Annotated in this window: 14 protein-coding genes; 8 read left to right on the top strand and 6 right to left on the bottom strand. The window is 61.0% G+C overall.

The annotated features are described in order from the left end of the window. Positions 1-181 precede the first annotated feature (181 nt). On the bottom strand, positions 182-2407 hold the full coding sequence (locus AX768_RS07635) for a TonB-dependent receptor (RefSeq protein ID WP_061999460.1): 2226 nt from the start codon (positions 2405-2407) through the stop codon (positions 182-184). A 279-nt stretch (positions 2408-2686) separates the two neighbouring features. Then, a complete protein-coding gene (locus AX768_RS07630) occupies positions 2687-3379 on the bottom strand; it encodes a FadR/GntR family transcriptional regulator (protein ID WP_061999459.1) in 693 nt (230 codons plus the stop codon). Between the two features lie 295 nt (positions 3380-3674). Between AX768_RS07630 and AX768_RS07625 the strand changes: the two genes are divergently transcribed. The 7 genes from AX768_RS07625 (at position 3675) to AX768_RS07595 (ending at position 11592) form a co-directional block, all read left to right on the top strand. Next, complete coding sequence (locus AX768_RS07625; protein ID WP_061999458.1) at positions 3675-5222, top strand: sugar ABC transporter ATP-binding protein; 1548 nt, start codon at positions 3675-3677, stop codon at positions 5220-5222. Then, positions 5215-6243: an ABC transporter permease gene (locus AX768_RS07620; protein ID WP_061999457.1), complete on the top strand. Its 1029-nt coding sequence runs from the start codon at positions 5215-5217 to the stop codon at positions 6241-6243. The genes AX768_RS07625 and AX768_RS07620 overlap by 8 nt, the downstream gene beginning before the upstream one ends. 90 nt (positions 6244-6333) lie before the next feature. Then, entirely contained in the window at positions 6334-7278 is a 945-nt protein-coding gene (locus AX768_RS07615) for an ABC transporter substrate-binding protein (protein ID WP_061999456.1), read from the top strand. Between the two features lie 249 nt (positions 7279-7527). Next, complete coding sequence (locus AX768_RS07610; RefSeq protein ID WP_061999455.1) at positions 7528-9033, top strand: xylulokinase; 1506 nt, start codon at positions 7528-7530, stop codon at positions 9031-9033. Then, positions 9030-9701 (top strand): HAD family hydrolase, encoded by a 672-nt coding sequence (locus tag AX768_RS07605; protein WP_061999454.1) that lies wholly within the window; start codon positions 9030-9032, stop codon positions 9699-9701. The genes AX768_RS07610 and AX768_RS07605 overlap by 4 nt, the downstream gene beginning before the upstream one ends. Before the next feature lie 10 nt (positions 9702-9711). Continuing rightward, entirely contained in the window at positions 9712-10803 is a 1092-nt protein-coding gene (locus tag AX768_RS07600) for a glycerol dehydrogenase (RefSeq protein WP_061999453.1), read from the top strand. Between the two features lie 18 nt (positions 10804-10821). Next, positions 10822-11592, top strand: a complete 771-nt coding sequence (locus tag AX768_RS07595) for an SDR family NAD(P)-dependent oxidoreductase (RefSeq protein ID WP_061999452.1) — start codon at positions 10822-10824, stop codon at positions 11590-11592. A gap of 69 nt (positions 11593-11661) precedes the next feature. On the opposite strand, the gene AX768_RS07590 is transcribed toward AX768_RS07595, so the two are convergent. Together AX768_RS07590 and AX768_RS07585 are read right to left on the bottom strand one after the other, a co-directional pair. Further along, the gene (locus AX768_RS07590) at positions 11662-13263 is read right to left on the bottom strand and encodes a Dyp-type peroxidase (protein WP_061999451.1); all 1602 of its coding nucleotides are present in this window, start codon (positions 13261-13263) and stop codon (positions 11662-11664) included. A 464-nt stretch (positions 13264-13727) separates the two neighbouring features. After that, positions 13728-14489 carry a response regulator transcription factor gene (locus tag AX768_RS07585; protein WP_061999450.1) on the bottom strand — a complete coding sequence of 254 codons (762 nt, stop codon included), beginning with the start codon at positions 14487-14489 and terminating at the stop codon, positions 13728-13730. A 308-nt stretch (positions 14490-14797) separates the two neighbouring features. Between AX768_RS07585 and AX768_RS07580 the strand changes: the two genes are divergently transcribed. Continuing rightward, positions 14798-15703 carry a PhzF family phenazine biosynthesis protein gene (locus AX768_RS07580; RefSeq protein WP_062000853.1) on the top strand — a complete coding sequence of 302 codons (906 nt, stop codon included), beginning with the start codon at positions 14798-14800 and terminating at the stop codon, positions 15701-15703. Between the two features lie 14 nt (positions 15704-15717). Here the strand turns inward: AX768_RS07580 and AX768_RS07575 are convergent, their stop codons facing one another. Then, positions 15718-16575 (bottom strand): SIS domain-containing protein, encoded by an 858-nt coding sequence (locus tag AX768_RS07575; RefSeq protein WP_061999449.1) that lies wholly within the window; start codon positions 16573-16575, stop codon positions 15718-15720. A gap of 115 nt (positions 16576-16690) precedes the next feature. Beyond that, complete coding sequence (locus AX768_RS07570) at positions 16691-17689, bottom strand: ABC transporter permease (protein ID WP_061999448.1); 999 nt, start codon at positions 17687-17689, stop codon at positions 16691-16693. Positions 17690-17706 lie beyond the last annotated feature (17 nt).

The following is a 17706-nucleotide window of genomic DNA, read 5'->3' as shown; positions in this document are numbered from 1 at the left end:
TGCAATGACCGTGTAAGCAGCAGATATACGGCCGATGGTTCGGTTGAAACAACCATCCGGCATGGAAGCTCCCGACATCACGTTGTTGCAGCGCTTTGAACTCCAGCGGCCCGCTATTAGCGGGCCGTTTGCATTTGCGGAGGTTTGCGCTGGCGCTTTGAAACGCGAAGTCGAACCTGCTTTAAAAGTCCGTCGTCATCGAGAACAAGAACGTGCGCGGTGCGCCTTGCGTCAAATACCCCTGGCCCGAGGTCGCGGCTGATTCCCAGTACGCCTTGTTTGCCACGTTCAGCACACTGACCCGGAAGGTCGTGTTCTTGCGGAACAGGTTGGTCGCGTAACGTGCGCCGACATCGAAGCGATTCCACGATGAAAGCGACGCCGTATTGGCGACATCGAAGTATTGCTTGCCCGTGTGCAGGTAGCGCGCGGTGAACGTCAGGCCGGGCACCATCGGCAGGTCGTATTCAGCGCCGAGATTGAACAGGAACGCGGGCACGCCGGTCGGACGGTTGCCGTCGGTCAGGCCGCCCACGGTGTTGAGCAGCTCGGCCTGGATGTAGGACGCGCCCGCCAGCAGCCGCACGCCCTTGTACGGTTCACCCGTGATCGACGCTTCAAGCCCGCGATGCCGCTCGCGCCCGTTCGCTGCAAACACCATGTCGCTGTTCGTGTACGCAGTCGGTTCTTCGATCTGATAGGCCGAGAACGTCGAGCCGAAATGGTTCGTGTCGTATTTCACGCCGACTTCGTACTGCTTCGAGCGCGATGGCGCGAGGTTCGTGCCGAAGTTGACCGCGGTCGACGGCGCCGCCTGCCCTTGGGCCAGCGCTTCGCTTCGATTGGCGAAGATCGCGACGTTTTCCCATGGCTTGATCACGAGTCCGAGAATCGGCGTGGTGATGGAGTCGTTATACGAGGACGTGAGGTCGCCGGTCCCGGTTGCGTAGTTGTTCTGGTGCAATTCCTGGCGGCGCGCGCCGAGTGTGAAGAGCACGCGGTCATGCAAAAAGCCCAGCGTGTCCGATACCGCCACGCTTCGGATCAACGCGCGGTCGGTAACGAAGGGATCGGCGAAGTTGCCGACCGGGCTCGCGCCCGGGCGCGGCACCTGCGGCGTGTTGTAGAGGTCGGTGTTGAATGTGCCAGAGAAGTCGAAGGCCGAGCGGTCTTCGATACTGGTCAGCGACCCGCCCAGGGTCACGAAATGCGAGACCGGGCCGGTGTCGAAGCGGCCATGCACGCCGCCTTCGGTCGAAAATGCATCGGTCTTGCGCGGCACGCCCAGGCGATACGCCGTGGTCAATCCGGTATCGCCGTTGAAGTTCGGCGAAGAATAATCGCCATGCTCGTTCGCGTGATGCACGCCGCCCGCCACATACGCCGTCCATCCCGGCAAGAAGTCGTATTCGGCGCGCGCAATGCCGACCGTGTCTTCGAGCGCGGTGAATGACCAGGGCTGTGCGTAGTTGTGCGTTGCCGACGGAACCGCCGGGATCAGGATGTCCGTGCCGCTCAGGTTGACCGTGGGGCGCGCTTCGTTCGCACGTTCGCGTTGATACAGGAAATCGCCGTAGAGACGCAGTTTGTCGCCACGATAATCCAGCGATACCGACGTGGCCGTGCTGCGCTTGTGTTCATCGTCGACGCTGGTTTCGCCGTCGCGCACGAAGCTGTTCACGCGCACGCCAAACTGGCCTTCGCTGCCAAAACGGCGGCCTACATCCACGTGCGTGCCGAGTTCGCCCGATGCCGTGCCTTCCACCGTTACGCGCGTCAGGGGTTTGTCGCCGGCACGTTTCAGCTCCAGGTTCACGCCGCCGCCAATGGCGGAGCCGGTCGGCGACGCGCCGCTCAGGAACGCATTTGCGCCCTTGAAGACATCGACGCGTTCGAGTGTTTCGGTTGCCACGAGCTGACGCGGCGTAATGCCATAAAGTCCGTTGAGCGAGATGTCGTCGCCGTTCAACTGGAAGCCCCGGATCACGAACACTTGCGACTGGTTGCCAAAGCCCAGGCTCGAGCGCACGGACGGATCGTTGTCGAGGACATCGGCGAGGGTTCGCGCTTGCTGGTCTTCGATCAGCTTCGAGGTGTACGTGGTCATGCTGAAGGGCACGTCGATCATCTTCTGGTCGCCCAGCACACCGAAACTCGCGCCCCGCGCGACCTGACCGCCACTGTACGTCGGCGCGAAGTCACCTGGGAGCGCTTCTGCGGCACCCTGGACTTTTACGGCCGGCAGGGTCTTGTCGGTGGCATCTGTCGTCGGGTCGCTTTGCGCGTGAGCAATACCGGCCGCGCCGGCGAGACCCATGGCGAGCGGCATCGCTGCGCGGAAAAAGACCTGACGGACGGCGGCCGATACGGGCCGGACGCGAAGCGATTGCGGTTTGTTTGGAAGCATCGAAGGAGCGGAGTAGCGAAGCGGTCGTGATTTCGCCCCGTCATCCGCCAGGCAAATGGCGGGCAACGGAGCGCTGCTTTGTAGTGGGTTTATGTGTGGACTTGCGAGTTTGGATTTACAACTGGACTACAAGACCTGACAAACGAGAGGATTATACACGAATGCGAATCGTTATCATTTGTCGCGCAAAAAAAACGACACAATTGATAACGGCTCTGGCCAGAGGTTTTTCTGAAGGTTGGGAGCGGTTCCGGAGAAGAAACATCTTGCGGTTGAGGTTCAGGCGTCGCCGACCCACCGTTCCTCCGATGCCTTCAAATGCGATCGGATCGCCGCCTGCGCGGCAATTGGGTCGCGCGCTTCGAGCGTCCTGAGAATGCGTTCGTGCTCGGATAACGCGACGCCCCACGTCGTGATGTTTTCCGAAAGCACACTCGCTTTGGCTGCGATGGGATCGTTGCGGCCATCGAACAATTCGCCGACGAGCCGTGTGAGCACCGAATTTCCCGCTATGTCCGCGATCGTCATATGGAACTGGCGATCCGGTTCCAGTGGCGAGCGGCCTGCTGCGATCAACTCGCGCATGACATCGACTGTTTTCTGCAGTTTGGCCGTGCCATCGGAAGTAAGCCGTGTGCACGCCAGCACGATCACCGATCCTTCTATTGCGGCGCGCGCCTGCATCAGTTCAGTCGGGCTTTCTCCCATGGCAGTCAAAGGCGACGTTTCGCTGCCGACTTCGCACACGTACACGCCCGAACCCATGCGGATCTCGACTTGTCCTCGGATCTCCAGCGCAATCAACGCTTCGCGCAGCGACGGACGCGATACGCCGAGTTGCTGCGCCAGTTCGCGTTCAGGCGGCAAACGCGCGCCGGCCTGAAAGCTGCCGTGGCGGATCAGCATGTTGATCTGATCGGCGATGGACTGATACAGCCGCCGTGTTTCAACAGGTTTTACGAGAGAAGTCATGGAGTCCGATGCGTTGTCCGCGTCAAAACGTGTAAGGTGGCTTGACCAATTTGCCGCCATTTCGCGCCAGCATCGCTTGGAGCGTATGTCTTTGGATATAAGGGTAAATACCTCGATTCCAGTACAGGCCCAACGCCATTATCATTAGCGGCAGGTCAGGCCGCTTCTTCAAACCATTGCCGCGAACACTAAATTGGCTTGACCACTTTGATAGCGGGTACGACATGGGCGAAGGCCCCACATCGAGGAGACAAAAGCCGATGCATCCGTCCCAGTCAGTCTGTCGGGCCGTGCAATGAACGCAACGGCCGAACCGGACGTGTCATCCCCTTCCGCCAGTTCAGCGGAATCCTTGCTGCGCCTGAACGGCGTAGGCAAGCGTTTCCCGGGCGTGATCGCGCTGCAAAACGTGAGCTTCGATGTCCGTGCGGGCGAAGTCCACGCCATCTGCGGCGAGAACGGCGCAGGGAAATCCACGTTGATGAAAATTGTCAGCGGGCAGTACAGGCCGGACGAAGGCGAGATTTATCTCGATGGTCGCGTGCAGCATTTCGCGTCCACGCTCGATGCGCAAGCCGCCGGCATCGCGATCATCCATCAGGAACTGAACCTGATCCCGCATCTGTCGATCGCGGAAAACATCTTCTTGGCGCGGGAGCCGAAGCGCGGGATATTTATCGACCGCGCCCGGCTTGCCGCCGATTCGCAGGCCGCGCTCGACCGGATCGGCTTGCCGCTGAAACCCCGCACGCTGGTTGGATCGCTGTCGGTCGCGCAGCAGCAGATGATCGAGATCGCGAAGGCGTTGTCGCTCAACGCGCGGCTTCTGATCATGGATGAACCCACGTCGTCGCTGACCGAATCCGAGACCGTGCATCTTTTCCGGATCATCAAGGAGTTGCGGAAGTCCGGCGTGGGGATCGTGTACATCTCGCATCGGCTGGATGAGCTTGCTGAGATCGCGGACCGCGTGACAGTGCTGCGCGATGGCCGCACGATTTCCACCGACGACTTCGCGGCCACGACCATCGAACAAGTGGTGTCGCATATGGTTGGCCGCGATCTCGACGATGTGTTCCCCGAACGCAAATCGCAGCCGACTACCGAGGTCCTCTTGAGCGTCAACGGCCTCAAGCGCCGCGAAGTGTTCGGGCCGGTGAGCTTCGAATTGCGTCGCGGCGAGATTCTTGGCTTCGCGGGCCTGATGGGTTCGGGTCGTACCGAAGTGGCGCGCGCGGTATTCGGTGCGGACCCCGTGGACAGTGGCGAAGTGCATTTGCGAGGCGAGAAGCTGTCGATTCATTCGCCTATCGATGCAATTCGCAACGGCATTGCGTATCTCTCGGAGGATCGCAAGGGCAACGGGCTCGCGCTGCAGATGACGGTCGCGAAGAACATCACGCTTGCGAACGTGGGGGCGGTTTCCGGCGCGGGCGGTTTCATCCGTTTCGAGGAAGAAGGGAAGGTCGCACGCAAATATATCGATGCGCTCGGCATCCGTACGCCGAGCGCGAACCAGATCACGCGCAATCTGTCCGGGGGCAACCAGCAGAAGGTCGTGATCAGCAAATGGCTGTTCCGCGAATCGAAGATTCTTTTCTTCGATGAACCCACGCGCGGCATCGACGTCGGCGCGAAATACGCCATTTATGAACTGATGGACCGGCTGGCAGCGCAGGGAATTGGCGTTGTCCTGATCAGTTCCGAGCTGCCCGAGATCATGGGCATGACCGATCGCGTGGCGGTGTTCCACGAAGGCGAAATAGCGGGCGTACTCGAGACCCGCAAGACCAATCAGGAAGAAATCATGCACTACGCATCAGGACGGACGACCCATGCTTGAGATGACTACCGACCCCGCTCATGCCGATCGCGCACGCGCTCGTGAACGGCGCCGCGATCTGATACAGAAGTTTGCCGCGCTGGGCAGTCTGGTGATGCTCGTGATCGTGTTTTCCGCGACGAGCAACGCGTTCATGTCCCTGGGTAACGGCATGACGGTGGCGCTGCAGGTGACATCGATTGCGTATCTCGGACTCGGGGCGACTTGCGTGATCATCACGGGCGGTATCGACCTGTCCGTGGGGTCGGTGCTCGCGCTCTCCGGCGTGTGCGCCGCGCTGCTCGTGAAGGCGGGCGTTCCGGTGCCGATCGGCATGCTGGGTGGCGTGATCGTCGGAGCGATCTGCGGCGCGTTCAACGGGATCTTTGTCACGCGCATGGGCTTGCCGCCGTTTATCGCGACCTTGGGGATGATGCTGGTCGCACGCGGCGTTGCCCTGCAGATCACCGGCGCACGGCCGGTTTCGGGTCTCGGCGATTCGTTCGCGGAACTCGGCAACGGGTCGCTGTTTCGTATCGTGCGCATGGGTTCGGATGGTTTTCCTGACGTCGTCTTTCCGGGCATTCCTTATCCCGTCATCATCATGGTCGTGCTCGCCGTGCTGGTGTCGATCATGCTCAGCCGGACGTCGCTGGGGCGGCATATCTATGCGGTCGGATCGAACGCGGAAGCAGCGCGCTTGTCGGGCGTGAACGTGAATCGCGTGAAGCTCTTCACCTATGTGTTGTCCGGCGCGCTCGCGGGGTTGACGGGTTGCGTGCTGATGTCGCGGCTCGTGACCGCGCAGCCGAACGAAGGCGTGATGTATGAGCTCGATGCCATCGCCAGTGCGGTGATCGGCGGGACGTCGCTGATGGGCGGCGTCGGGACGATCTCGGGCACGGCCATTGGCGCGTTCGTGATCGGCATCTTGCGCAATGGCCTGAACATGAACGGCGTATCGAGTTTTATCCAGCAGATCATCATTGGCCTCGTGATTCTGGGCACGGTGTGGATCGACCAGATTCGCAACCGGCGATGAGTTTCATCGGGCGCGAGGGGTCTTTCTCAAGCGTCCGAAGGGCAGAAGCGAAGCGGGCCGCAGAGGCTTATAAAACCAAAGGAGCGAGACATGAAACTGACTACGAAGGCGATGTTTGCCACTGTACTGGCCGTTGCCGCGAGCACCGCATTTGCCGCGGGCGGCGAGATTGCGGTCATTGTGAAGAGCGCTGATTCCAACTACTGGCAAAACGTCAACAAGGGCGCGACTGCGGCCATGGCCAAGCAGAAGGGCTACACGATGACCTTCCAGGGGCCGACCGCCGAATCGGATATCGCAGCCGAAGTGAACATGGTCGAGAATGCGGTGAACCGCAAGGTCTCGGGTATCGTGCTGGCCGCGTCAGATCCTGATGCGCTCGTGCCGGCTGTGAAGAAGGCGTGGGAAGCGCACATTCCGGTGGTGATCATCGACTCGGCACTGGCCGATTCGGGCAAACAGTACTACCAGGCTTTCCTTTCCACCGATAACGCCAAGGCCGGCGAGATGTGCGCTCAGGCGCTGATCGCGAAGGTTGGGCAGACGGGCAAGATCGCGTTGATGTCGTACGTGGCCGGCGCCGGCTCCGAGGCTGCGCGCGTGGGCGGATTCCGGAAGTACCTGGAAGCGCATTCGAAGCTGACGGTGGTGGGTCCGTTCTACTCGCAATCGCAAATGGCGAACGCGCTGAACCAGACGACCGACGTGCTGGCGGCCAATCCTGATCTCAAAGGAATCTTCGGCGCGAATGAACCGACGGCAGTGGGCATGGGCCGCGCACTCGCGCAATCGGGCAAGGCCGGAAAGGTCGTGGCGATCGGCTTCGATGGCAACCAGGATCTGCAGAACTTCGTGAAGGACGGGACCATCCAGGCGATCGCCGTGCAGGGTTCGTACCAGATGGGCTACAAGGGCATCGAAACGGTGGTTGGCGTGATCGAGAAGAAAATGCCGCCCAAGTTTGTCGATACGGGCGTGGTCATGGTCGACAAGGGCAACATCGATCAGCCGGTTGCAAAGAACGTATTGTATTGACGGTTTTTGGCTGGACGCGATGCGGGAGCGCTTTCCGCATCAATGAGAAATAAAGTTAGTGAAAACAACGAAAGACGGAAGCTAAAAACGAGACTCCACGGTAGTTGAACGGCGAAATCACGGCGCAATAAGCGTGAGCAGCTAATTGACACGACTACAAAACGTAGTCAAGATAACGTTAATTAGAAGTTCGGCGCATTTTTCGCACGACGAATTCGCTCGTTCAGGCAACACCTGGGGACTCGAGTCATGGAGACGTATTACCTTGCCATCGACGTTGGCACGGGCAGCGTTCGCGCTGCCCTTGTCAATGGACGTGGAAAAATAGCAAGCATGGCGGCGCGCGAGCACGAGCAGATCGTGCTCCGCTACGGCTGGTCCGAACAACGTCCCGCGGACTGGTGGCAGGGCGCTGCCGGCGCCATTCGTGAAGTGCTCGAAAGCGTGCCGAATGCGGCTGCAAACATCGCGGCAATCTGCGCGTGCGGGCAAATGCACGGCACGGTTCTGATCGATGCGGACGGCCAGCTCACCCGCGAAACCGCGCCGCTCTGGAATGACAAACGCACGCTCGCGCAAGTCGAAGCCTTCCGGGCAGCGCACGACTCCACGTCCTACCTCCCGCTGACAGCGAACCCCGCCACGCCCGCGTGGCCCGGTTTCAAGCTGCAATGGCTCAAGCAGAACGAGCCCGAAGCGTACGAGCGCGCCGCGACCGTCTTCATGTCGAAGGACTACGTCAACTTCCGTCTGACGGGCGAACGCGCGTGGGACTGGAGCGATGCATCGACAAGCTTCTTGATGGACCCGCAAACGCGGACCTGGTCCCAACCGATGCTCGATGCGCTCGGCCTCGACATCACCAAATTCCCGCCCATCCGTTCGCCGCAGGAAATCCTCGGCAGCGTCACCGCTGAAGCTGCGCAGGCGACCGGCTTGCGCGAAGGCACGCCGGTGCTGGTAGGCGGTGCGGATTATCCGCTGTCGGTGCTCGGCTCGGGTGTGTATGCACCGGGTCTCGGGTCGGACATCACCGGTACGTCATCGATCATCACCGTGATCGCCGATACCCCCATGCTGCATCCCGAAGTCTCGAACGTGGCGACCGCAGAGGGCTTGTGGGGACGCTTCATGTTGCTCGATTCAGGCGGCGACGCCATGCGCTGGGCACGTCGTGCGTTCCACGAAAACGCCTTGAGCTACGACGCCGTCGCGCAAAAAGCGGCCGAAGCGCCGGTCGGTTCCGAAGGCCTTTTTTTCCTGCCGTATCTCACGGGCGAACGCCTTGGCGAGCACTCGAATTCGCGCGCGCAATTTTTTGGCATCGGTGCCAAACATGGGACGGCGCACTTGCATCGGGCGGTGCTGGAGGGTGTTGCCTTCGGCGTGCGGCGTCACATTGGCGTGATCGAATCCGCGGGCGTGCGCATGGAACGGCTCGTCGCTGCAAGCGGCGGTGCGAAGGCTGCGCTGTGGCTCGACATCAAGGCGAGCATGTACCGAACGCCGATTCTCGTGCCGGCTGAAGTGGAATGCGGCGTGATGGGCTGCGCGATTCTCGCGGCGACCGCGCATGGCCAGTTTGCGCGCCTTGGCGATGCCGTCTCCGCCTTCGTTCAATTCGAGCGCGAAGTCCTGCCGGACCCGCGCGCCGGCGATATCTACGACCGGATGATGCCGCTCTTCGAGCGGCTCTATTCGAGCTCGCAACAGTTCTACGACGACCTCGATCGTCTCGCTGAGACTCATGCATGACGCACGCAATCAAAGCAGTTTTGTGGGACATGGACGGCACGCTCGCCGACAGCGAAGCGCTGCATCTGAACACACTCGTCACCGTGCTGAATCATCACGGCATCAAGGCGGGCGACGATCTGCATGCATCGATATTCGGCATGACCGCGCGCGAAGTGCATACATTATGTTGCAAGCTTTTTGGCATCGACTTCGACTACGACGAATGGTCGATGGCGCGTGCGCGCCACTACGTGTCCGAAGCCATCAACATGCAACCCAGGCCCGGCGCGTTGAGCGTTTATAACGCCGTGCGTGCAGCCGGAATCCATCAGGCGATCGTATCGAATTCGCCGCGCATGCTGCTCGAAGCCGGACTTCGCGCGCTGGATTTGCAGGACCCGCAACTCATATCCATCAGCGCCAACGATGTCCGCGCCGGCAAGCCGCATCCCGAACCGTACGAACGCGCCGCGTGGCTTTTGCACATTTCGCCGGAAGAAGCGATTGTCGTGGAGGACAGTCCGACCGGCGCACGTGCAGCCATCGCGGCAGGCATGCGAGTGCTCGCATGGCCCGAACATCCGGGCGCGGCGTCGTCTTTCCCCGAACTCGCCGAACTCGTTTTCTCCGAACACGAGTTGTCCACCGCCATCGCCGCAGCACTCGGCGTTCAACTTGACACCTGAAACCCAGACCATGCTCCGAACCAGCATTTTCCCCTCGCGATACGTCCAGGGCGCAGGGGCGCTCGATTCCCTCGATACCGAACTCGCGCGCCTGGGCACGCATGCCGCGTGTCTCGTCGACAGCAACGTCGCGGCGTTGTTGCAGCCGGCTTTATCTAAGGCGGAACGCGTGGAGCTCGTCGTGCGTTCCGTCGACGCCGCCTGCACCGAGCGCTCGGTCGCCGCTGCGGCCGAGTGGATTCGCGAAAGCGGGGCGGACATCGTGGTGTCGTTCGGTGGCGGCAAGGTGGTTGATACCGGCCGCGCCGCAGCCGATGACCTGCGCCTGCCGTTCGTCTGCGTGCCGACCATCGCTGCGTCCGATGCGCCGTGTTCGGCGCTCGCCGTGATCTACGACGAAGAAGGCCGCGTGGTGCGTGACCGGTTCGTGCGGCGCAATCCGGATCTCGTATTGCTCGATACGAGCCTGATCGTGCGTGCGCCGGTGCGGTTTTTTATCGCGGGAATCGGCGATGCTCTCGCGACGTTCTACGAAGCCGACGCGTGCCGCCAAGCTTATGCGAAGAACCTGTGCGGCGGCCGCGGAACGGCGCTCGCGTTCGAAGCTGCGAAGCTCTGCCGCGACACATTGTTCGCGCATGCCGTGCAGGCCGTGGACGATTGCCGTGCGCAGATCGTCACGCCGGATTTCGATGCCACGCTCGAAGCGACGGTCCTGCTTTCTGGCGTTGGCTTCGAGTCGGGCGGCGTTGCGGCGGCCCACGCGATCCATCACGGTCTCGCGGACTTGCCTTCGTCACATGGTTTGCTGCATGGGGAGAAGGTTGCGATCGGCGTGCTGGCTTCACTGTTTTTATCGGCGGTGCCCGATGACGAGCGTCAGCGCGTTTTCAAGTTCTGCCGCGCCGTGGGATTGCCTACGCGGCTTGCTGAAATCAACGTGGACGTCACTGATCAGGCCGCGCTCGAAACCGTGGCAAAGCGTGCGTGCCGCGCGGGCGAGATCATCCACAACGAACCGTATCCCGTCGATGCAGCGCTGGTCGTCGCCGCATTGAAAGCGATGGACCGCTATGCACAGCGCTTCGATAACCCAATCTGAACTCACGCGAGAAACAACATGGCAACTGAACTCAAAGGTCAGGAAACAGCGGCGTTCCGTCCCGGCCTCTTCGATGGAAAAAACGTGCTTGTGTCAGGCGCAACGAGCGGTATCGGCTTGGCGATCGCGCAGGGGTTCGCCGCGCTGGGCGCCGAGGTCATCGCCACGGGAAGCTCCACGCGCAAGCTCGAAGCGTTGCGCGCGGACACGACACTGAAAGGCATTCGCTTCGAACAACTCGATGTCCGCGATAACGACGCGATCAAGGCGTTCGTTGGGAGCCTGAGTGAACTCGATGTGCTCGTGAATGCGGCAGGCGTGGCGCGTCCCGCCGATGAGTATCGTGATGATGTGTTCCGCGAAGTCATCGATGTGAACCTGACCGCCGCCATGCGCCTCGCAATGGCATCGCGCGACATGCTCGAACGCGCGCATGGTGCAATTGTCAATGTGGCGTCGATGCTCAGTTATATCGCCGATGTGGAAGTGCCCGCGTATTGCGCGAGCAAGACGGGCATTCTGGGTTTGACGCGTTCGCTCGCGCACGCGTTCGGGCCCGCGGGCGTGCGCGTGAATGCGATCGCGCCCGGCTACCACCGGACGGACATGACACGCGCGTTGTGGGAAGTTCCGGCAAGCGCGGACAAGATCGCGGCGCGCAGTGCGCTCAAGCGCTGGGGCGAAGTCGATGACCTCGTCGGCGCGACGTTGTTCCTGGCGTCGCCGGCGTCCGCATTCATCACGGGCGTGACGTTGCCGGTCGATGGAGGGTATGCGAGCGGGGTGTAGAAACTAAAGGAGCAAAGCAAGAAATGGCGGCTCACGCTTACCTGTGAGCCGCCATTTTGTTCTTGCGCGCTAGCTGCTGGCGATCAATTTAAGCGCTGTGATCGATGGCTGAAAGAAATACTCTCCGCCCTCGGTGACGACAAAATGCGAAAGCGTTTCGGTTGTCGAGGCGCTGTGTATGGGGCACGTCATGGTCGCTGATTTTGTCTGCGAAATGAGCGGATCCTCGCCGTCGCCTGACTGCGGAAAGTCCGGGTTGTCGATCCACGTCTTTTGTACGAACTCGAACTGCGACTCTATGCTCTTCTGATAACAGAGGAACAGCAGGCCGCGGTCGACATCGTCATCCTGTACCGGTGTGCCCGGATCTTTGGGCAGCGCCAGCGGCGCGCCGTAGGCAATTCCGCGCCGCAACAGCCGGCGGGTCTGGGTGAAGCTTTCCTGCAGCGCGCTGTTTGGATCGACGGTGCCGTCAGCCAGCAAAAACTCTTCGTCACGCGGATACGCCTTGCGGATATGCGCTGCGCGGGGCACCCACGTCCCGGGCAGATCCTGACCGTATTCGAAGTTGTTGATGAGGTTGTCGTCCAGCAACTCCGGATGCTGGACAGACGGATCGCCATCATTTGGATCGAACGCCGAGGGAAAGCCGTTAGCGCTCGATGGCGCGAGTTCGGGCAGCTTGCTCAAGTCGACCTCGTACGAGGTTGGCGCGAGCGGACAGCCGCTCGCGTACCGCCCGACGAGTTTCGCTCCGTACACGTCGGCGCTCAGGCCGAGAGTCGAAGCGTGCGCGACCACGCTTGCCATGAAGCCGGCAACGTCCTGACGGAGCTTGCGAAACACGAGGTATGAACCGTTTTTCGTCCAGTCCGGACCGCTGGCGCTGATCGGACCCTGGCCGGGATTTGGCCCGTCGAAGGGCGGCGGTGGCGTGGTGGGGATCTGGGTCGGATATCCCAGCACGAATTCGCCGGGCCACAGCAAGTCTTGGCCAGGCACGCCCTGATGTCCGGAATTCGGATCAGGCTGGTCATTCACCGAGAGCGTAAATCCCTTGATCCCGGGTTGCGAGACGCCGTCCTTGAAACCGAATTGCTCGTGACCCGGCAGGTCGGGACGGACTTCACCATGTTCCACATGGAGCAGACGCAAACCATTCAGCTGTGCGTGCGCGATGATCTGATCCGTTGTATGCGCGAGCTCGCCAGGGATGTCCGACGCAACCATCACCACGATGTGCAGTTCCTGCGGCTTTTTAAAAGGGCTGTGCCAGCGTGATGGATCGCTGCGATCGAGGTCTCCGACCAGGGTCTTGCGAGCAGCCATGCCTTGCTTGAAGTCGTCCGGGAATGTCGCATGATCCGGTGCGCCCAGTTTCTCGAGACCGGCATAGCTGAACGCGATGTTGCGCCACGTTGCCGTAGGCATGTTCACTTCGCCTTTGTGCTTTTTGCGTTTCGCCCTGAAGACGTCGTTGAACGCCCCGACGGCGGCAGCGCTGTCCACGTGGCTGGCAAACCCGGCAAGCCACTTCTTGGCGCGCCCCACATGTTCGATGGTGAAGAACACGAAACGTTGATGATCCTTGTTGAAGCCCGCAAGGATATTTCCCTGGATCTCTTGCAGGTCGATGGAAATCGAGTCGATCGGATTCGGTACGGTGCTCATGGCTTACCTCGTTTTGAAGGGACGGATTGACGGCTGGCGCGAGTACCCGGCGCGAGCGGGCGCATCCAGATTCACACTCAGTTATATTAGTAATACGTACTATTAGACGGCCGCGTTTTCGCTTGGATTCATCTGCGCCTTTGCGCGGTTTTTTTATAGTTGCGTGGAACGTGCGGCGATGTGCGCGGATTTCATGGCACGCGGCGTTACCGCTGGTATCGCGCTCCGAGCGGTCGCAGCTTGTGTCACAGGACCCGCAGCTTGAAACGGAACGCACATCTGGCTCACAAAGCAGGCGACGTTCGCCAGCAAGACCAAAACAAGCAGATAGCATTTCATTTGTACCCTCACTGAAAGGGCCGCCCAAGGCAGTTGTGAGACATTCAAGCTTGACCGACCGGTGTATTGTTCGCCGGTCAATGGAAGGGCGCTACCCACAGGTGTATCGCCACGCCTGATTTAATTCATGCAACAAATGTAGTAACGCGGCTCGACTCAAAACGAGCTGCCAGGAGCGCCTCTGCAGCTTCGGCATTGACGTCGCCAGTAGCAAAGGCGCACCCGGGTTGCGCGCGGGTGCCGTGGTCGGACATCATCGCGATCAGTTCAGTACGCCTGTGCACATTGAAACGCGCCAGCAAGTGACTTACGTACTTGCGTATGGTGATGTCCTCTACGCCCATCTTGGACGCGATCGACTTCGTCGGAAGACCTCGAAGCAGCCACGAGAGCGTTTCTCTTTCTCGCGGTGTCATCGCAACGGGGCTGCGGTCGAACGAGTGAGCGGAAGGATCAGCGCAGGGCGCGCAGAACGTTTCACTACAGGCTAAGGTCTTCCCGACGCTCGCGGCGGGAACGAACACACCTCCGATCATTGCAACCTCGAGCGCGAGATGCAGCACGTGCGCACGAGCGGTCTTCGCCACGAACCCCATTGCATGCATCTGGAGGCAACGCCGCACCGTTTCCGCGCGCTCGTCGGACGAAATCACCACGACTGGAACCAATGGCATACGTTGCCACAATGCAGCAAGTGCGGCAAAGCCCCGGTTTTCGCTCATGTCGAGGCTGAGCAGCACGGCATCGGGCGAATGAGTCAGCGCCTGTTCCACCCCGTCGCTAACGGATTCCGCCTCGAACACCTGTGCGTCGCTGTCGCGCTCCTTGAGCAGCAGAGTGAGTCCTGCCCTGAGTAAAGAATGGTCGTCGACGATCAGGACGCGCATGGTGGTCACCTCGAAGCACGATCCGTTTTCAGGAGTGACTCGCAAGCACGGACGGCGCATCCGCGTTTGCAACTCATGCTCTGTTATAGGCAGTGTGCGCAATGTCCGTCACCCTCTTGATGTGGGGCGCCGCAGGAAGCGCGGCCCTGCATTGGGAGGGTGAGATTGTCGCGGATCAGTGTCCGTTCATGGGTTTCGAAGTTGCCGGCCGTATGAAATCCGGTCGAACTGTACATGGTGCAAGGCGGTGCATCGAGGTGACAATGAAGTTCGTCGCCAATACGTTTCTTCCAACAGGGGCAACAGTCATGAACCGTCGTTATGTCACAGCGGACGTCTTTACCAGCAACCGATTCGAGGGCAACCCCGTGGCCGTGGTGCTGGACGCCGAAGGCCTCTCGACCATCCAGATGCAGGCGATTACCGCTGAATTCGGCTATAGCGAAACGACCTTCGTCTTGCCGCCGCGCGACGCCGCGCACACTGCATGGGTGCGCATCTTCACGCCGAGCCGCGAGATTCCGTTTGCGGGACATCCGAACATCGGCACGGCGTTTGTCCTTGCGACGCGTGCTGCGGCGAGCGGCACGCCCTTGCCGGATCAGCTCGTGTTCGAGGAAGCCGCGGGTCTCGTGCCGGTTACGCAAATGAAAGACGGCGGCCGGGTGGTGGGTGCGGAACTCACGGTGCCGGAGCGTCTGACGCGGGCATCGACGCTAGCAGTTGAGAGCGTGGCTGCGTGCCTGTCGCTCGACGTGACTGACATCCGGACCGACGCCCACGCGCCGCAAGTGGCGTCTGTCGGCTTGCCGTTTGTCGTGGTCGAGCTTGCATCGCGCGAAGCGTTGCGCCGATCTATCCCGAGCCTCGTGGACTACAAGAAGGTGTTGCCCACTGATGGCGCCACGTCCATCTATGCCTATACGCGAGATGTCGGTGACGACACCTCGGGCGATATCCAGGCGCGCATGTTCACGCCGCGCATGACCGAAGATCCGGCAACCGGCAGCGCGACTGCTGCGGCCGTTGCATTGATCGCTGATGTGCGGGGAGTGTCGGAACTGTCGTTACGCGTTCGGCAGGGCGTGGACATGGGCCGTCCGAGCACGTTGATCACGACCGTCGATGTCCATGACGGTCAGCCACGCGTGCGTATCGGCGGGAAATGTGTGAACGTGATGGAAGGCTCGTTTTTGCTTGATGGCGAAGGCTGATCCGTCCCCTCAACTCAGATCACGCCCGTAGACCGCATATCGGCGAGGCGCTTTTTCATGTCCAGCACTTCGAGGGTGTGCGCTTCGCCCTTGCGCAACGCGACGCTGGTGGAAAGAATATCGATGATCACGAGCGCGGCAAGGCGAGAAGTCGTCGGCGTATAGACGTCTGTGTTTTCCAGCGTTTCGGCTATCACGGCGACATCCGAAAAGCTCGTCAACGGACTATTCGAACCCGTGATCACGATCACGCTCGCGCCGCGTTCCTTCGCGGTCCTTGCAACTTCGATCAATGATCGCGTCGATCCCGTATTGGAGATCGCGACGACCGCATCGCCGGGTTTGAGCATCGACGCCGCAATGAATTGCTGATGTGAATCCTGATGCGCGACGCACGGCACGCCGAAGAGCGGAAACTTCTGCTGCGCGTCCAGCGCAACAATGCCCGATGCACCGAACCCGAAGAACTCGATACGCCGCGCCTTCGCCAGCAGATCGACCGCGCGCCCGACGGCCGCAAAATCCAGTTTCTTGCGCGCCCAGTCGAGGCTCGTAATGGTGTAGTCGAAGATCTTGGTGGCGACGGTTTCCGGATCATCGCCTTTACCGAGCACTGAATGCGTGGCGGGCGCACCGAGCGCCAGACTTTGCACCACGCGAATCTTGAAGTCCTTGAAGCCGCTGCAGCCGAGGGACGCGCAGAAACGCAGCACGGTCGGCTCGCTCACCTTCGCGTTGCGCGCGAGTTCGGCGAGGTTGATATCGGAGATGGAACCGAGGTTTGCAAGAATGTACTCGGCCACTTGCCGGCTGCCGCGGCGCAGATTGGGACGCGCGCGGTCGATCAGTTCGAGGATATTGTAATCGGGCACTCGATATTCCTTCGTTCATTATGAACGGGGCGCCGCAAGCGGCGCCCCGAGCTTCATGCAAGTGGCAAGCGTTCCAAGTGTATCGGATCGGCGGGGGCGGCCTGGATTCGGGCCATCACCGGCGCCAGAAACGCGCACCTCGCTGCGACAGGACAGCCGCCACGATGATCACGCCCATCACCACTTGCTGATGGTAGCCCGGCACGCTCGCCAGATTCATGATGTTGCCGATCACGCCGAGAATCAGCACGCCCATCAGCGTATTCAGCGCGCCGCCCTTGCCACCGGCGAGACTCGCGCCGCCGATCACCACCGCCGCGATCACGGTCAGTTCATCGCCTACGCCGACTGTCGGCGCACCGACGCCCGCACGCGATGTCGAGATGATCCCGGCCAGCGCCGCGAGCAATCCCGAGCTGACATAGGTACCGAGTACATGGCGCGCGACGGGCACGCCGGAAAGCCGCACGGCTTCCTCGTTCGACCCGATTGCACGAACCACGCGGCCGGCACGCAGACGGTTCAATGCTATGCCGCCGATCACGAACACGATCAGCATCACGAGTGTCGGACCCGGAATGCCGAAGTAGGAATGACGGCCGAAGTCGAGCAGGGCCTGACCGGGGTCATCGACGAGGATGGGCGAGCCGTTCGACACGATCATCGCAACGCCGCGCGCAACGGTCATCATGGCCAGCGTGACAACGAAGGGCGTAAGACGAAACCACGCGATCAACGCGCCGGAAATAAACCCGCAGAAGCCGCCGACAACCAGCGTGGCGAGCAAGGCGACCGTCAGCCCGTATTGCGGAATCAGCAACGCCGACAGCACGCTGCCAAGCGCCGCAATCGATCCAACCGACAAGTCGATACCACCGGTCAGCACGACCAGCAACATGCCGACCGACATGATGCCGACGCCCGCCACTTGCCGCGAAATATTCGACAGGTTGGGCACGGATAAAAAGTCGCTCGATACAAACGACGCTGCGATCACGAGCACGATCAGGATCGCGACCGTGTTGAAGCGGCGCGCAACAGACCACCAGTGTTTTGCGTGGGCCTGTGCCGAGTTCGCCTGATGCGTTTTCGGGGTGACGGCGCTGGGATTCATGGTGCGAGTCTCCGGAT

This window comes from Burkholderia sp. PAMC 28687 (assembly GCF_001577465.1).
Taxonomy (GTDB): domain Bacteria; phylum Pseudomonadota; class Gammaproteobacteria; order Burkholderiales; family Burkholderiaceae; genus Caballeronia.
The sequence above is the reverse complement of the archived record's forward strand: the minus strand, read 5'-3'. Positions and strand labels throughout refer to the sequence as shown.

Excerpts from the sequence above, each read along its gene's own strand:
- AX768_RS07635 (WP_061999460.1), bottom strand. The coding sequence starts at position 2,407 with ATGCTTCCAAACAAACCGCAATCGCTTCGCGTCCGGCCCGTATCGGCC.
- AX768_RS07630 (WP_061999459.1), bottom strand. The coding sequence starts at position 3,379 with ATGACTTCTCTCGTAAAACCTGTTGAAACACGGCGGCTGTATCAGTCC.
- AX768_RS07625 (WP_061999458.1), top strand. The coding sequence starts at position 3,675 with ATGAACGCAACGGCCGAACCGGACGTGTCATCCCCTTCCGCCAGTTCA.
- AX768_RS07620 (WP_061999457.1), top strand. The coding sequence starts at position 5,215 with ATGCTTGAGATGACTACCGACCCCGCTCATGCCGATCGCGCACGCGCT.
- AX768_RS07615 (WP_061999456.1), top strand. The coding sequence starts at position 6,334 with ATGAAACTGACTACGAAGGCGATGTTTGCCACTGTACTGGCCGTTGCC.
- AX768_RS07610 (WP_061999455.1), top strand. The coding sequence starts at position 7,528 with ATGGAGACGTATTACCTTGCCATCGACGTTGGCACGGGCAGCGTTCGC.
- AX768_RS07605 (WP_061999454.1), top strand. The coding sequence starts at position 9,030 with ATGACGCACGCAATCAAAGCAGTTTTGTGGGACATGGACGGCACGCTC.
- AX768_RS07600 (WP_061999453.1), top strand. The coding sequence starts at position 9,712 with ATGCTCCGAACCAGCATTTTCCCCTCGCGATACGTCCAGGGCGCAGGG.
- AX768_RS07595 (WP_061999452.1), top strand. The coding sequence starts at position 10,822 with ATGGCAACTGAACTCAAAGGTCAGGAAACAGCGGCGTTCCGTCCCGGC.
- AX768_RS07590 (WP_061999451.1), bottom strand. The coding sequence starts at position 13,263 with ATGAGCACCGTACCGAATCCGATCGACTCGATTTCCATCGACCTGCAA.
- AX768_RS07585 (WP_061999450.1), bottom strand. The coding sequence starts at position 14,489 with ATGCGCGTCCTGATCGTCGACGACCATTCTTTACTCAGGGCAGGACTC.
- AX768_RS07580 (WP_062000853.1), top strand. The coding sequence starts at position 14,798 with ATGAACCGTCGTTATGTCACAGCGGACGTCTTTACCAGCAACCGATTC.
- AX768_RS07570 (WP_061999448.1), bottom strand. The coding sequence starts at position 17,689 with ATGAATCCCAGCGCCGTCACCCCGAAAACGCATCAGGCGAACTCGGCA.